This window comes from Thalassospira sp. ABD4_177 (assembly GCF_056160125.1).
Genome location: NZ_JBSWWO010000001.1, coordinates 1 through 14171 on the forward strand (window position 1 = coordinate 1; position 14171 = coordinate 14171).

Here is a 14171-nt window from a genome sequence, read left to right on the forward strand (position 1 = left end):
CGCGCACCTTAAATGCACGGGGCTTCGTCATTTCACCGATCCGGATGGACCGGAAACCTGACTTATTTCGGCAGTTCTGCGTCGATGCCCTGGATGTACCAGTCCATGCCCAGCAGCATGCCGTCATCAGCAACTTCGCCTTCTGCGATGCGCAGTTCGCCAGCCTGGTCATAGATCGGGCCGGTGAACGGGTGGAATTCACCCGAAGCAATCTTGGCAGCGGTTTCTTCTGCCAGTGCTTTCACGTCGTCAGGCATGTTGGTGTACGGTGCCATTTCGACCATACCGGTGTTGATGCCACCCCAGGTGTCTTGGGATTCCCAGGTACCATCTGCAACCGCCTTGGCACGGGCAACATAGTAGCTGTCCCAGTTATCAACGATCGCGGTCAGCTGTGCTTTCGGTGCGAACTTGATCATGTCAGATGCCTGACCGAAACCAAGAACTCCACGGTTTTCAGCAACCTGAAGCGGTGCCGGGCTGTCGGTGTGCTGAACCATGATGTCTGCACCCTGGTCAATCAGCGCCTTGGCCGCATCGCCTTCCTTGCCCGGATCGTACCAGGTGTTGGCCCAAACGACTTTGACTTCAACGTCCGGGTTCACCGACCATGCGCCCATCATGAAGGAGTTGATGCCACGGACAACTTCCGGGATCGGGAACGAACCGACATAGCCAACAACGTTCGACTTGGTCATTTTACCGGCGATCACACCAGCAACATAACGGCCTTCATAGAAACGTGCGGCATAGGTCGACAGGTTGTCGGCACGCTTGTAACCGGTTGCATGTTCGAATTTCACATCCGGGAACTGCTTGGCGACTTTTTCGGTCGGGTTCATGTAACCGAACGAGGTGGTGAAGATCAGGTTGTGGCCGGTTTGGGCCATCTGACGGATCACACGCTCGGCATCGGCACCTTCCGGCACGCTTTCGACATAGCTGGTGGTCGCAGCATCGCCGAGTTCGGCTTCAATCGCCTGACGGCCGATGTCATGACGATAGGACCAACCATGGTCACCAATCGGGCCGACATAGACAAAACCGACTTTAACGTCTTCGGCCTGGGCTGCACCCATGCCGGTTGCGAGGGCACCAACAGCCGCAACGGCGGCAAGTGTGCGCTTCACGAGGCTTGCATTCATAATTTCAGTCTCCCTGTTAGACACTCAATCAGGATTTATACGTAATTCCTGATCGCAATCAATGACGCGTTCCTGCACAAACCAAAACTCAGACAAACCGAACAAGCCGTGGCCCGGCTTGTGTGAGGTTTGGCAAGTACAGTCTTCCTCCCGTCGGGCCGAAACATCATTTGACGTGTTTCGGTCCCGCACACAAAGCCGCCGAAACCCTATTGGGCGGCTCTGAACGCCTGCCCGATACAGGCCGGCGCATTCAGTCTGATTTTCGCACGGTCGCTTGAAATAATCACCAGCACGATCACGGTCGCCAGATACGGCAGCATCGACATGAACTGGCTGGGCACGTGAATGCCAGCCCCCTGTGCATGAAGCTGCATCACCGAAATCAGGCCAAACATATAGGCCCCGGCAACCAGACGCCCCGGACGCCAAGTGGCAAACACCACCAGCGCCAACGCAATCCAGCCACGACCGGCGGTCATGTTTTCTGCCCACATCGGGGTATAGGACAGCGACAGATACGCACCACCAAGGCCCGCCATCGCGCCGCCAAACATGGTCGCCAGATAGCGGATCTTGATCACGGAATAGCCAATCGCATGGGCCGAATGATGGGAATCCCCAACCGCCTTAAGCACAAGACCCGCCCGCGATTTCGCAAGGAACAACGCCACCCCGATCACAACCGCAATCGACAGGTAAACGAGGAAATCCTGCCCAAACAGGATCGGACCGATAATCGGAATGGCGCTGATGCCCGGGATGGCAAGGGCTGGCAGCGGCTCAATCGCAAAGCCGACAAAGCCCGATCCGACCAGGGCCGAGAAACCAACGCCGAAAATCGTCAGTGCCAAGCCCGTCGCCACCTGATTGGCCATCAGCGTCAGGGTCAAAAACGCAAAGATCAACGAGATCAAGGTCCCCGCCGCAACCGCGGCCAGAATACCAAGGATCGCTGACCCGGTTGAGGCCGTCACCGCAAAACCGGCAATCGCGCCGACCAGCATCATGCCTTCAACACCAAGGTTGAGAACGCCGGACTTCTCGGTAACCAGCTCACCGGTTGCCGCCAGCAAAAGCGGGGTGGATGCGGTAATCACCGTCAGGATAAAGGGAACAATCCATTCCATTATGCGGTTCTCCCTTTTGCCGCGATGGAGCCGAAACGAATGCGGTATTTGGTCAAAACATCACAGGCCAGCAGGAAGAACAGCAAGATCCCCTGGAACAGCCCGGTCACGGCATTGGGCAGACCCAATGTAATCTGCGCCAGTTCGCCCCCCAAATAGGTCAGCGCCATGATCAGACCGCCAAACAGAATGCCCACCGGATGCAACCGGCCAAGGAACGCCACGATAATCGCAGTAAAGCCATAACCCGGCGAGATGGATGGTTGAAGCTGCCCGATCGGACCGGCAACTTCAAACAAACCGGCCAAGCCTGCCAGTGCCCCGCCCAGAAGCAGGGTAAACCACACCATGCGTTTCTGACGGAACCCGACATGGCGGGCGGCCTGTGGGGCCTTGCCGACAACACGCAACTGGAAACCGATGACGGATTTTGACAGCAACAGCCAACCGGCAATCACCACCAGCACCGCAACCGCAGTCCCAAGATGCACGCGCGATCCTTCAAAGATGATCGGCAGCAACCCCGCATCCGGGAACGGACGGGATTCCGGGAAGTTGAACCCTTCGGGGTTCCGCCACGGCCCATGTACGAGGAAGCTCAGGAAAAGCGTCGCGACATAGGTCAGCATCAGGCTGGTCAGAATTTCGTTGGCGTTAAATTTTGTCCGCAACAACGCCGGGATCGCCCCCCAAAGGGCACCGCCCAGCGCGCCCAGCACAAACATGGCCGGCATCAGAAGGACGCTTTCGCTGTCATGGAAATACAGCGCCAAGCCACCGCCGAAAATCGCCCCCATGGTCAGCTGGCCTTCGGCCCCGATGTTCCAGACATTGGCCCGAAAGCCCATGGCAAGACCAACCGCAATGATGACAAGCGGGGTTGCCTTCACGAACAGCTCGGAGATGCCATAGCTGTTATTGATCGGCAAAATGAAGAACGTATAAAGCGCATCAAACGGGTTCTTGCCCAGAAAGGCAAAGATGATCCCGCCGACGACAAGCGTCATAAGGATTGCCAGAACCGGCGACAGATAAACCATCGCCTGGGAATGCTGGCGACGGGGTTCAAGCCTGACCAACGCGACCTCCCTCTACTTGCGTGTTGTTCGCCGGGGTCACGTCGCCTTCAAGATCATGAAGCCCCCCCATCAACAGACCAATTTCCTCGATGCTGACATCGGCCATCGGACGCGGTTTGGACATCTTGCCCTCCGCCATCACGACCACTGAGTCACAAATGGCATAAATCTCATCCAGGTCCTGCGAAATCACCAGAACCGCCGTGCCCTTGGCAGCCAGATCCAGCAACGCCTGATGAATGGCACTCGCCGCCCCGGCATCCACACCCCAGGTCGGCTGGGAAATCACCAGAACCCCCGGGTCCTGCAAAATCTCGCGCCCGACAATAAATTTCTGAAGGTTGCCGCCTGAAAGCGACCCGGCCTCTGCCCCCGAACCGGTGGTGCGGACATCAAATGTCTTGATGATGTTATCGGCAAATGACTTGGTCGGCACTTCGCGGATCAGACCTTTTGCGGCCAGCGCCATGCGGCGAAACGCGGTCAAAAACCCGTTTTCCGACAGGCTCATATCGGGCACCGCCCCATGGCCGTTACGTTCTTCGGGAACGAATGTCGCCCCCAGACGACGACGACGGCGCGGGCCGAAATGGGCGACTGACGTGCCATCAATCTTGATGCTGTCAGGGGCCGCTTCCTGTTCGGTTTCACCGGCAAGGGCGCGGAACAATTCGTTCTGACCATTACCGGCAACCCCGGCAACGCCCATGATTTCCCCACCGCGCACCTCAAGATTAATGCCCTTAAGGTCGGTACCGAACTGCTCATCGCTTTCAAGCGACAGGTTGGAAACCGCAAGGCGCACATCCCCAAACTGGCGGGCTTCGCCGCGATCCGGTGCGGTCAGTTTCTGGCCGATCATCATTTCGGCCATGGATTTTGCGGTTTCTTCACGCGGATCACAGCCACCGACAACCTTGCCACCGCGCAGCACGGTCGCCTTCTGGCACAGCGCCTTTACCTCGTGCAGCTTGTGGCTGATATACAGGATCGCGCAGCCTTCATCGGCCAGACGACGCAGCGTCTCAAACAGCTTTTCGACTTCCTGCGGGGTCAGGACCGAGGTCGGCTCATCAAGGATCAGAAGTTTCGGGTTCTGCAGCAAACAACGCACGATCTCGATGCGCTGACGTTCGCCGACCGAAAGCGTGTAAACATGACGGTCGGGATCAAGCGGCAGACCATAGGTCTTTTCAACTTCCTCGACCTGCTTGCGCAGCGCATCCATATCGCGCACGTCATTCATCGCCAGTGCAATGTTTTCAAGCACCGTCATGGTTTCAAACAGCGAGAAATGCTGGAACACCAGACCGATCCCCATTTCGCGCGCATCATGCGGGCTTGCGATCGTGACCGGCTTGCCTTCCCAGATCAGCTCGCCCTCATCGGCCTGCAAGACGCCATAGATGATTTTGACAAGCGTACTTTTGCCTGCACCGTTTTCGCCCAACAGCGCATGGATTTCACCAGGCTCGATACGGAAACTGATATCGTCATTGGCCAGACAGCCCGGAAAGGCTTTGGTCACGCCGCGCACTTCAAGCTGCGCAGGCCCTGCCCCCTTCACGGTATTTGTCCCGGCTTCACCGGTCGTTGACGTCACTGTTGCCACCCCCATTTAGCGATATGTCTTGCACCCAACACGCGGTTTTACCCCATAACGCACTGCAATCAAACGGTCTCAATAAGCAATCTTGTCGGTTTTGAGATCCCAGGCGGTAAACACTTCGCGCGCCTCGGGCAAATCGACATGAATAGTCGGCAAGGAACGATCTTCGATCGGCTTTGCCACCTCATCATAAAGGAACTGATCATCAAAACCGATGGCAGCGGCATCTTCGCGGCCATTGGCATAATAAATCTTGTCCAGACGGGCCCAATAGATCGCCGCAAGGCACATCGGGCAAGGTTCGCAACTGGTATAGATTTCACACCCGGACAGATCGAACGTGCCCAACTTTGCGCAGGCCGCGCGAATGGCGCTGACCTCGGCATGGGCGGTCGGGTCGTTCTGGGATGTGACGTTGTTCCATCCTTCAGCAATCACCTCGCCTTTGCGCACAATGATTGCCCCGAACGGACCACCGCATCCCTCATCCATCTTTTGCCGCGACAAATCCACGGCATGGCGCATATGGCCCTTGGCGTCACACACAGCCAAACTCTCCTCTACGAAACCTCCGGCCCGGTTTCCCGAACCGCCTGATCAGGCCGTCATTGCGCGGCCCTTTATCATTAATGTCGCCCTCAAAGAAGGCTTTAGGGTCAGGACCTACTAATTTGGTTCGAATGGTCGCTCAGATTTGTGCGGATACGCGAAGCAAGACCGCCGGAAGATATTTATCTTTCAAGGTTTTGCGACAAAGTAGGCCGTGCAAATCTGAGTGATCCGAAGGACAGAGCTTATATTTGCGAACTCCTGCGTCAAATCCCTTAAGCGGGATACCAACCCGCTTGGCGGTATCTTCCTTGTATTTCACAAGTATAAGCTCTGCCATTCCAATCAAATTAGTAGGTCCTGACCCTAGCTCAGCCCACCCCGTCTGATGCGGATTTGGGGGTTTGCTTATTCGCCATCTGTGCTTCGCGCACGGACAACAGCTGTGCAGCAACCGATGCTGCAATCACCACCGGCTGTTTGCCGCTAATACCTTGAATTCCAATCGGAGTTGTCAGACGACCGATTTCAACCGCACTCAACCCCCGATCAGAAAGACGTCGGATGAAGCGTGCACGCTTGGTTTGGCTGCCGATCATGCCAACAAAACCAAGGTCACTGCGCACCAAAGCCGCCCGGCAGATCTCGAAATCAAGCGCATGGTTATGCGTTAAGATCAAAACATGCGCCCCGGCCGGGATATCAGCGACCTCGGCTTCGGGCTTATCACTTTGACAAACACGAACATTTTCGCCCTCAACACCCGCCAGAAAGTCATCGCGCGAATCGATCAGATGAATATCAAACGGCAGTGGCACCAAGGCCTGCACGACTGCCTTGCCAACATGACCGGCGCCAAAAATCCAGATCGGCGTGCGGGCATCATCAAGGCGCAAACAAAGCGTTTCCACCCCGTTCAGCGATACAATCCCGCCGCGCACCGCCGCGAAACTGCCCGACAACATCTTGGCATGCGTACCACTGACCCGCATGATCTCGCTGCAATCGGTCGGCAGGGTCACCCAGTGGCCATCGCCACAAATCGGTGCCGTCTCGATTTCTTGCAACACGGTGCGCAGCGTTTCTTTCGCCACCCCGCGCAACAGGTGAAAGCCAACCTCGACCGATCCGCCGCAACATTGCCCAAGTCCCGGGCCCAGTGGGAAACGCACGATTTCGGCAAGGGGAAGGTTATCGGCCCCCGCATCCAGTCCGTCGCGCACCCGGCGTGTGACCTGATGTTCAAGATTGCCACCGCCAATCGTGCCCGAAATTGCATCCGGCGTAATCAGCATGAAGGCCCCCACTTCGCGCGGTGTCGATCCGCGAATGGCCGCAACACTGACCAGCATCACTGGCCCCGGTTGGGACAAAAGCCTGATATGATCGCGGCGCGACAGGGTCATGACCTATTCCCCCGCCATTGATTGCGTGGATTGAACCCGTTCAATCATGCGCTTGGCACAATCGGCGACCGCATGCAAAACCGCCTCGGGCGTTGCCGGGGTATCCAAAGCCGGGACGATCTTGTGATCGGTCACCGAGGCCACCGCATCGGCAATCGCGCGATGCACCGAAATCGCCAGCATCAACGGCGGCTCACCAACCGCCTTTGAACGATGAACGGTTTTTTCCACGTTTCGTCCGGATGACCAAAGCTCAAGCCTGAAATCTTCCGGCCGATCCGAACATGCCGGGATTTTATAGGTCGACGGCGCATGGGTGCGCAGGCTGCCTTTGTCATCCCACCACAGTTCTTCGGACGTCAGCCACCCCATGCCCTGAATGAAGCCGCCTTCAATCTGACCAAGGTCAATCGCCGGGTTCAACGACCGTCCGACATCATGAATGATATCAACGCGTGTGACCTTGTACTCCCCGGTCAGGGTATCAATCAGAACCTCGGAACACGCCATGCCATAGGCAAAGTAATAGAACGGTCGGCCTGATGCGCTTTCGCGGTCATAATGGATTTTCGGCGTCGCGTAATAGCCGGTCGCCGACAATGACACGCGCGCCAGATAGGCCTGCTTGATCAGATCGGCAAAGGCCAACTCTTCCTTGTCACCGACAATGACCTTGCCCGGCACAAAGCGAACAACACTTTCGGCAACACCGTATTTTTCGGCAGCAAAGGCAACCAGGCGGTTCTTGATCGTCATCGCCGCATCGCGCGCGGCCATGCCGTTCATATCCGCCCCGCTTGAGGCCGCGGTTGCCGATGTATTTGGTACCTTGCCGGTATTGGTCGGCGTGATCTTGATTTGATCAAGATCGATCTGGAATTCCTCGGCCACGACCTGGGCGACCTTGATAAACAGGCCCTGACCCATTTCCGTCCCGCCATGGTTCAGATGCACCGACCCGTCCTGATACACATGGATCAGCGCACCCGCCTGGTTCAGGAACGTCGTGGTGAAGGAAATCCCGAACTTCACCGGCGTCAGGGACAGGCCCTTTTTCAAGACCGGGCTTTCGGCATTGAACGCGGTAATCTCTTCGCGGCGCTTGCGATAATCGCTGGCTTTCAGGATATCGTCGGTCAGCTCCGAAAGAACATTATCCTCAACCACCATATGGTACGGCGTCGTATCGCGCCCCTTGCCGCCGTAATAATTGGCAATGCGCACATCCATCGGATCGCGCCCAACCGTCATCGCGATTTCATCAATGATGCGCTCAATCGCGACCATCCCCTGTGGCCCGCCAAAGCCCCGGAAGGCCGTATTGGACACAAGGTTGGTCTTGCAGCGATAGGACCGGATTTCAACATCGCCAAGGTAATAGGCATTATCCGTATGGAACATCGCACGATCGGCAATCGCGGCAGACAAATCGGCCGAGAACCCGCAATTGGCCGCATACTGGATATCGAGCCCGCAAATCCGCCCGTCATCATCAAAGCCGACATCATAATCAACAATGAAGTCATGGCGCTTGCCGGTCATGACCATGTCGTCATCACGATCCAGTCGGAACTTGGCCGGACGCCCGGTTTTGGTTGCAACGATGGCCGCCAGGGCCGCCCATTGCATCGCCTGGGTTTCCTTGCCGCCAAAGCCGCCCCCCATGCGGCGCACCTCGACCGTGACCGCATTGGCCGGACGGCCCAGCACATTGGCAATATTGTGCTGCACTTCCGATGGATGCTGGGTGGAGCAATGCAGCAACACATCGCCATCCTCGCCCGGCATGGCAAAGCTGATATGGCCTTCCAGGTAAAAATGATCCTGCCCGCCAATATCCATCCGACCAGTTTGGCGATGCTTGGCGCGCGCCAGGGCCGATTTGGCATCGCCCTGCTTCATGACATGTGGCGGCGCGACAAAAAGCTGCTTTTCCAGTGCCTCGGCAACATCAAGAACCGCGGGCAGTTCTTCATATTCGATCTCGGCCGACTGGGCGGCCGCACGGGCCTGCGCGCGGGTTTCGGCTGCCACGCAAAAGACCGGCTGACCATAAAACTGCACGATGCCATCGGGCAGGACCGGCTCATCATCGGTATGCGCGGGCGAAACATCATTCACGCCGGGAATGTCATCGGCAGTCAGAACACACACCACACCCGGGGCAGAACGGACCTTCGAAAGGTCCATCTTGGTAATTTTGCCATGCGCAATGTTCGACGCCCCCGGTGCCAGATGCAGCGTTCCAAACGGCTCATTGATGTCATCAATATAGACCGCTTCCCCCGCAACATGTTTCGGGCCACTGTCATGTTTGGAGCTTGATCTGACACCACCGCTTAACCCGGCGGTCGGTGCAATCACCTCGTCCTTATCGGCTTTCATGGCTTGATTAGACATGCGCCGCCTCCTTGCCAACAAGGCGGGTGGCAATGTCAGGCGCACTGGTTTCGATAAACAGTTTGGTCAAAAGGTTTTGCGCCACCAGCATGCGATATTCCTTCGATGCCCGCATATCACTCATCGGCGCGAACTCGGTCGCCAGCGCCATCTGCGCGGCATTCAGGTTCACCTCATCCCAATCCTTGCCGATCAGGGCCGCTTCGCATTTCTTGGCGCGCATCGGCGTTCCGGCCATACCGCCAAAGGCCGCCCGGAATTCCGAAACCTTGCCGTTATCATCCACCTTGATGGCAAAGGCCCCAAGAACGGCGGTAATATCCTGATCAAAACGTTTGGAGATTTTGTAGGCCTTGAACACCAATCCAGTTTTTGGTTTGGGCACAATCACGCTTTCGACAAACTCGCCCGGATGGCGGTCCTGCTTGCCATAGGTGATAAAGAATTCTTCCAACGGTACTTCACGCCGGACATCGCCCATGCGGAGCACGACCTTCGCCCCGAGTGCAATCAAGGCCGGCGGCGTATCGCCAATCGGTGATCCGTTGGCAATATTGCCACCCACCGTGCCGGCATTGCGGATTTGCCGCGATCCGATCCGGCGCACCAGCTCACCGACATCACTTGCCACCCGGCCCAGCGCATCATGCGCCCGGCTATAGGTCACACCCGCCCCGATCACCAAGGCATCATCGGTCTCGGTAACCGACTTCAGATCGGCAACATCTCCGATGTAGATGATCGGATCCAGACGCTTTAGCATCTTGGTCACCCAAAGCCCGACATCCGTACCCCCGGCCAGAACCGTGGCATCCGGGTGCGCCACCAAAAGCGCTGCCAATTCATCAGACGTGCGCGGTGCAAAATACTGCCCGGCAGGGTGTTCAAGCGCAAGCGTGCCCTCGCCCTCAACCATCGCGCTCAATCTGGCGGCAATATCGGCCCGGCGTTTTTGTTCGCTACTGTCATTGGCGGCAACACCACCTGCCTTGCGTGCGGCTTCGATAATCGGGCCATAGCCGGTGCAACGGCACAGGTTACCGGCCAGCGCATCATTGATCGCGCCCCGGTCCTCCTCGCCGCCATCCAGCCACAGCTGATACAGGCTCATGACAAAGCCCGGCGTGCAGAAACCGCATTGCGATCCGTGGGTATCGACCATCGCCTGCTGCACCGGATGCAGGCTGCCATCGGTGGATTTAAGATGCTCGACGGTCAGGAGCTGCTTGCCATCAAGGGCCGGGACAAACTGGATGCAGGCATTGACCGTGCGATAGGCCATGCCACCTTTGCCGTCGGGTTCGCCCAGCACCACCGTGCAGGCGCCACAATCGCCCTCGGCACAGCCTTCCTTCGTTCCCGCCTTGCGCTCAGTCAGGCGCAGATACTCAAGAACCGTCATCTGCGGATCGACATCGCGCAGGCTGCGTTCCTCGTCGCCAAGCAGAAAACGGATATCAGAACGGAAGGATCCGGTCGCACTTGCCATGTCTGACCTCAGCTGCCGCGATAGGTGGAATAGCCGAACGGCGACAGCAACAGCGGCACATGATAATGCGCCTGCCCGTCGGAAATGCCGAAGCGGATCACGACCTGATCCAGGAACTTCGGATCCGGGAGTTCGGTACCGCTGGCATCAAAATAATCGCCAGCATGGAAAACAAGCTGATACTGACCCGGTTTGAAAGAGGCACCTTCCAGCATCGGCCCGTCGGTGCGGCCATCGGCATTGGTCACGGCTTCGGCAACCATGTCATCATGGCCATTGCCAAAGCGATGCAGCTCAATGCGGATTCCGGCAGCCGGGCAGCCTTTCGCCGTATCCAGTACATGGGTGGTCAGTCGTCCCATGCCGGGCCTCCTCTCTCGTTCTATTATTTTATGAGCGGTCGCTTCTCCCCGTGGTCGGCATTCTGTTTGTGTTTTTGTGCCGAACCAATTTTTAAGCGATTTAAAATCGTCGCATTACACCCCGTCCGGGGGAAAGAGGCGATAAAGTGAAACTATATCAACAATTCTTTGAAAAACGAAAACAACAGTTTCAGGCACTATGAACGCAAACACAGGCGAAACGCCCTGAAAGACCGCGAAAAACGTGGCCCTTGTTTGATCCCGTCCAGGAACATTATCAAAACAGCCTTGATAGTGCGACACGTCGTTGGCCCGCCATGCACAGGTTTCTTTCTTGCTGCGTTGCGGCCAATGGTTAATGCTACACCAAACAGGCCCGACAACAAAGCCGGGCGTACGGGATCAATCCCACAGAATTCAGGAGAAGGTTCGCATGAACGACCAGACATATGCGCGTGATTTGATTGGTTACGGTGAAAACCCGCCCAAGGCCAACTGGCCGAACAAGGCGCGCGTCGCTGTTCAGTTCGTGTTGAATTACGAAGAAGGCGGCGAAAACTGCATCCTGCATGGTGACCGCGCGTCTGAAGCCTTCCTCTCGGAAATGATCGGTGCCGACATGCGCGAAGGCGTCCGCCATATGAGCATGGAGTCGATCTATGAATATGGCTCGCGTGTTGGTGTCTGGCGGATCCTGAACCTGTTTCGCGAACGTCAGATCCCCATCACCATTTTTGCCGTCGCCATGGCGCTGGCCCGCCATCCGCGCGTCGGTGAAGTCGCCATAAAGGACGGTCACGAGATCTGCTCGCACGGTTATCGCTGGATTGATTACCAATACATGCCAGAAGATCAGGAACGCGAACATCTTCACAAGGCGATCGAGATCATCAAGGACGTCACCGGCGAACGCCCGCTGGGCTGGTATACCGGGCGCACCAGCCCCAATACCCGCCGTCTGGTGGCGGAGGAAGGCGGATTCTTGTATGACGCGGATGATTACAGTGACGAACTGCCGTTCTGGAGCACCCAGACCGACACCCCGCACCTGATCGTGCCCTATACCCTTGATGCCAATGACATGCGCTTTGCCGCCATGCAGGGCTTCAATTCCGGTGAACAGTATTTCCAGTATCTCAAGGACAGCTTCGACACGCTTTATGAAGAAGGCAGCGAAACCCCACGCATGATGTCGATTGGTTTGCATTGCCGTCTCGTCGGACGTCCGGGCCGTTTTGCCGCACTCAAACGCTTTGTCGATTATGTCCAAAGCCACGACAATGTCTGGTTTGCCCGCCGGATTGATATTGCGCGCCACTGGCGCGAACATCACCCCTTTGGCGGCTAATTAAAACAACCCAAGGTCCCAATGACAGAAACCACCCAATCCCTGTTTGAAACCCGCCCGCCAAGCACCTTGGCCGAAAGCGCCTTTGTCTCGCTTTATGGCTGGGTTTATGAACATTCGCCGTGGGTTGCCCATCAGCTCTATGAGCGCGGCATCACCACCGAGCTTGATAACCCTGCATCCCTTGCCGATGCCATGGCGGCCATCGTCAATGGTGCGGTTGATGATGACAAACTCTCGCTTCTGCGCGCCCATCCCGATCTTGCAGGCAAGCTTGCGCTGGCGGATTTGACCAAATCATCTCAAAGCGAGCAAAAGGGTGCCGGGCTTGATCAATGCACACCCGATGAACTTGCCCGCTTTACCGAGCTCAATGACCTCTATAAACAGAAGTTCGGTTTTCCGTTCATCTTTGCGGTCAAGGGGTTCCATCGCACCGATATTCTCGATGCGTTTGAACGCCGCGTGAAGAATGATACCGAAACCGAATTCAACGAGGCGATCGCACAGGTTCACCGCATTGCCAAATTGCGGCTCGAAGCGCTGTAGGATGACCCGCAGCACCCGATCCGGTGACCAATAACGACTGCCAAATAATAAACGACTATTTCAGGATAATACGACCATGAGCCATCAGGAAAACACCGACGCTCCGGAATTTGCACGGCGCTTTGTCAATCTGGCCGACGAACGTCTGGGCGCAGAAGCAATCTTTGCGACCGACGATTTCTTCGCCGACAAGCAGCGCATGCTGCAAACTGCTGATGCGGTGTTTTATCCCGATCGCTATGACGATCACGGCAAATGGATGGATGGCTGGGAAAGCCGCCGCAAACGTGTCGAAGGCCATGATTACTGTGTGGTGCGTTTGGCGACCTCGGGCCGTATTTACGGGGTCGATATCGATACCAGCCACTTCACCGGCAACTTCCCGCCGGCCGCATCCCTTGAAGGCTGCTACTGCCCCGATGGCGACCCGGCCGATGATGCGACTTGGGATGAAATCGTTACCCCCATGGGTCTTGGCGCCAGTGCGCATCACTACGCCGATGTGAGCTCAGATGCGATCTATACCCATGTTCGCCTGCACATTTATCCCGATGGTGGGGTGGCGCGTCTGCGCGTTTATGGTCGCCCGAACCGCGACTGGACAGAAATGGCCGCCAAGGGCGAGCAGGTCGATCTCGCTGCCATGATCAATGGCGGTGTGGTTGTCGACTGGTCCGATGCCCATTACGGCAACCCGAACGCCATTCTGGCACCCGGACGCGGGGTCAATATGGGCGATGGTTGGGAAACTCGCCGTCGTCGTGAACCGGGCAATGAATGGCTGATTGTCGAACTGGGCAATCCCGGCGAGATCGCAAAAATCATCGTCGATACCTGCCACTTCAAGGGCAACTACCCGGACCGCGTTTCCATTCAAGGAGCCTTTGTCGATGGTGAAAAGGACAAATCACTGCGCGCACGTTCGATGTTCTGGTCAACCATCCTGCCGGAAAGCAAGATGCAGGCAGATCACATTCATGAATTTGATGCCTCCGCGCTTAACGTCAATGGCCCGGTCACCCATCTGCGCGTCAATTCGATCCCCGACGGCGGCATCAGCCGTTTGCGCATCCTTGGCAAACCAACCAAGTAACGGGGCCAAGTC

At 56.9% G+C, this 14171-nt stretch carries 12 protein-coding genes; 3 read left to right on the forward strand and 9 right to left on the reverse strand.

Going from position 1 to position 14171, the window contains the following annotated elements; genetic code table 11:
* Positions 1 to 62: 62 nt before the first annotated feature.
* The 9 genes from ACXAF0_RS00005 to uraH all read right to left on the reverse strand — a co-directional run bounded on the left by ACXAF0_RS00005 (position 63) and on the right by uraH (position 11169).
* Entirely contained in the window at positions 63 to 1145 is a 1083-nt protein-coding gene (locus ACXAF0_RS00005; protein WP_475342641.1) for a BMP family ABC transporter substrate-binding protein, read from the reverse strand.
* 209 nt (positions 1146 to 1354) lie between these two features.
* Positions 1355 to 2275, reverse strand: coding sequence for an ABC transporter permease (locus ACXAF0_RS00010; protein ID WP_475342644.1), 921 nt, complete (start codon positions 2273 to 2275; stop codon positions 1355 to 1357).
* Positions 2275 to 3354, reverse strand: coding sequence for an ABC transporter permease (locus ACXAF0_RS00015; protein WP_475342647.1), 1080 nt, complete (start codon positions 3352 to 3354; stop codon positions 2275 to 2277). The genes ACXAF0_RS00010 and ACXAF0_RS00015 overlap by 1 nt, the downstream gene beginning before the upstream one ends.
* Complete coding sequence (locus ACXAF0_RS00020) at positions 3341 to 4972, reverse strand: ABC transporter ATP-binding protein (protein WP_475342651.1); 1632 nt, start codon at positions 4970 to 4972, stop codon at positions 3341 to 3343. Before ACXAF0_RS00020 ends, ACXAF0_RS00015 begins: the two co-directional genes overlap by 14 nt.
* A 63-nt stretch (positions 4973 to 5035) precedes the next feature.
* Positions 5036 to 5509 carry a nucleoside deaminase gene (locus tag ACXAF0_RS00025; RefSeq protein ID WP_475342655.1) on the reverse strand — a complete coding sequence of 158 codons (474 nt, stop codon included), beginning with the start codon at positions 5507 to 5509 and terminating at the stop codon, positions 5036 to 5038.
* Between the two features lie 374 nt (positions 5510 to 5883).
* Positions 5884 to 6918 (reverse strand): xanthine dehydrogenase accessory protein XdhC, encoded by a 1035-nt coding sequence (gene xdhC / locus ACXAF0_RS00030; protein WP_475342658.1) that lies wholly within the window; start codon positions 6916 to 6918, stop codon positions 5884 to 5886.
* A gap of 3 nt (positions 6919 to 6921) precedes the next feature.
* Entirely contained in the window at positions 6922 to 9318 is a 2397-nt protein-coding gene (xdhB, locus tag ACXAF0_RS00035) for a xanthine dehydrogenase molybdopterin binding subunit (RefSeq protein WP_475342663.1), read from the reverse strand.
* Complete coding sequence (gene xdhA / locus ACXAF0_RS00040; RefSeq protein WP_475342667.1) at positions 9311 to 10807, reverse strand: xanthine dehydrogenase small subunit; 1497 nt, start codon at positions 10805 to 10807, stop codon at positions 9311 to 9313. The genes xdhB and xdhA overlap by 8 nt, the downstream gene beginning before the upstream one ends.
* Positions 10808 to 10815: 8 nt before the next feature.
* Positions 10816 to 11169, reverse strand: a complete 354-nt coding sequence (gene uraH, locus ACXAF0_RS00045) for a hydroxyisourate hydrolase (protein WP_287444072.1) — start codon at positions 11167 to 11169, stop codon at positions 10816 to 10818.
* Between the two features lie 433 nt (positions 11170 to 11602).
* Between uraH and puuE the strand changes: the two genes are divergently transcribed.
* From puuE to alc, 3 genes are all read left to right on the forward strand, one after another.
* Complete coding sequence (gene puuE, locus ACXAF0_RS00050) at positions 11603 to 12517, forward strand: allantoinase PuuE (RefSeq protein WP_475342672.1); 915 nt, start codon at positions 11603 to 11605, stop codon at positions 12515 to 12517.
* Positions 12518 to 12538: 21 nt separating this feature from the next.
* Positions 12539 to 13066 carry a 2-oxo-4-hydroxy-4-carboxy-5-ureidoimidazoline decarboxylase gene (gene uraD / locus ACXAF0_RS00055; protein ID WP_475342675.1) on the forward strand — a complete coding sequence of 176 codons (528 nt, stop codon included), beginning with the start codon at positions 12539 to 12541 and terminating at the stop codon, positions 13064 to 13066.
* A 76-nt stretch (positions 13067 to 13142) separates the two neighbouring features.
* Entirely contained in the window at positions 13143 to 14159 is a 1017-nt protein-coding gene (gene alc, locus ACXAF0_RS00060; RefSeq protein ID WP_475342678.1) for an allantoicase, read from the forward strand.
* Positions 14160 to 14171 lie beyond the last annotated feature (12 nt).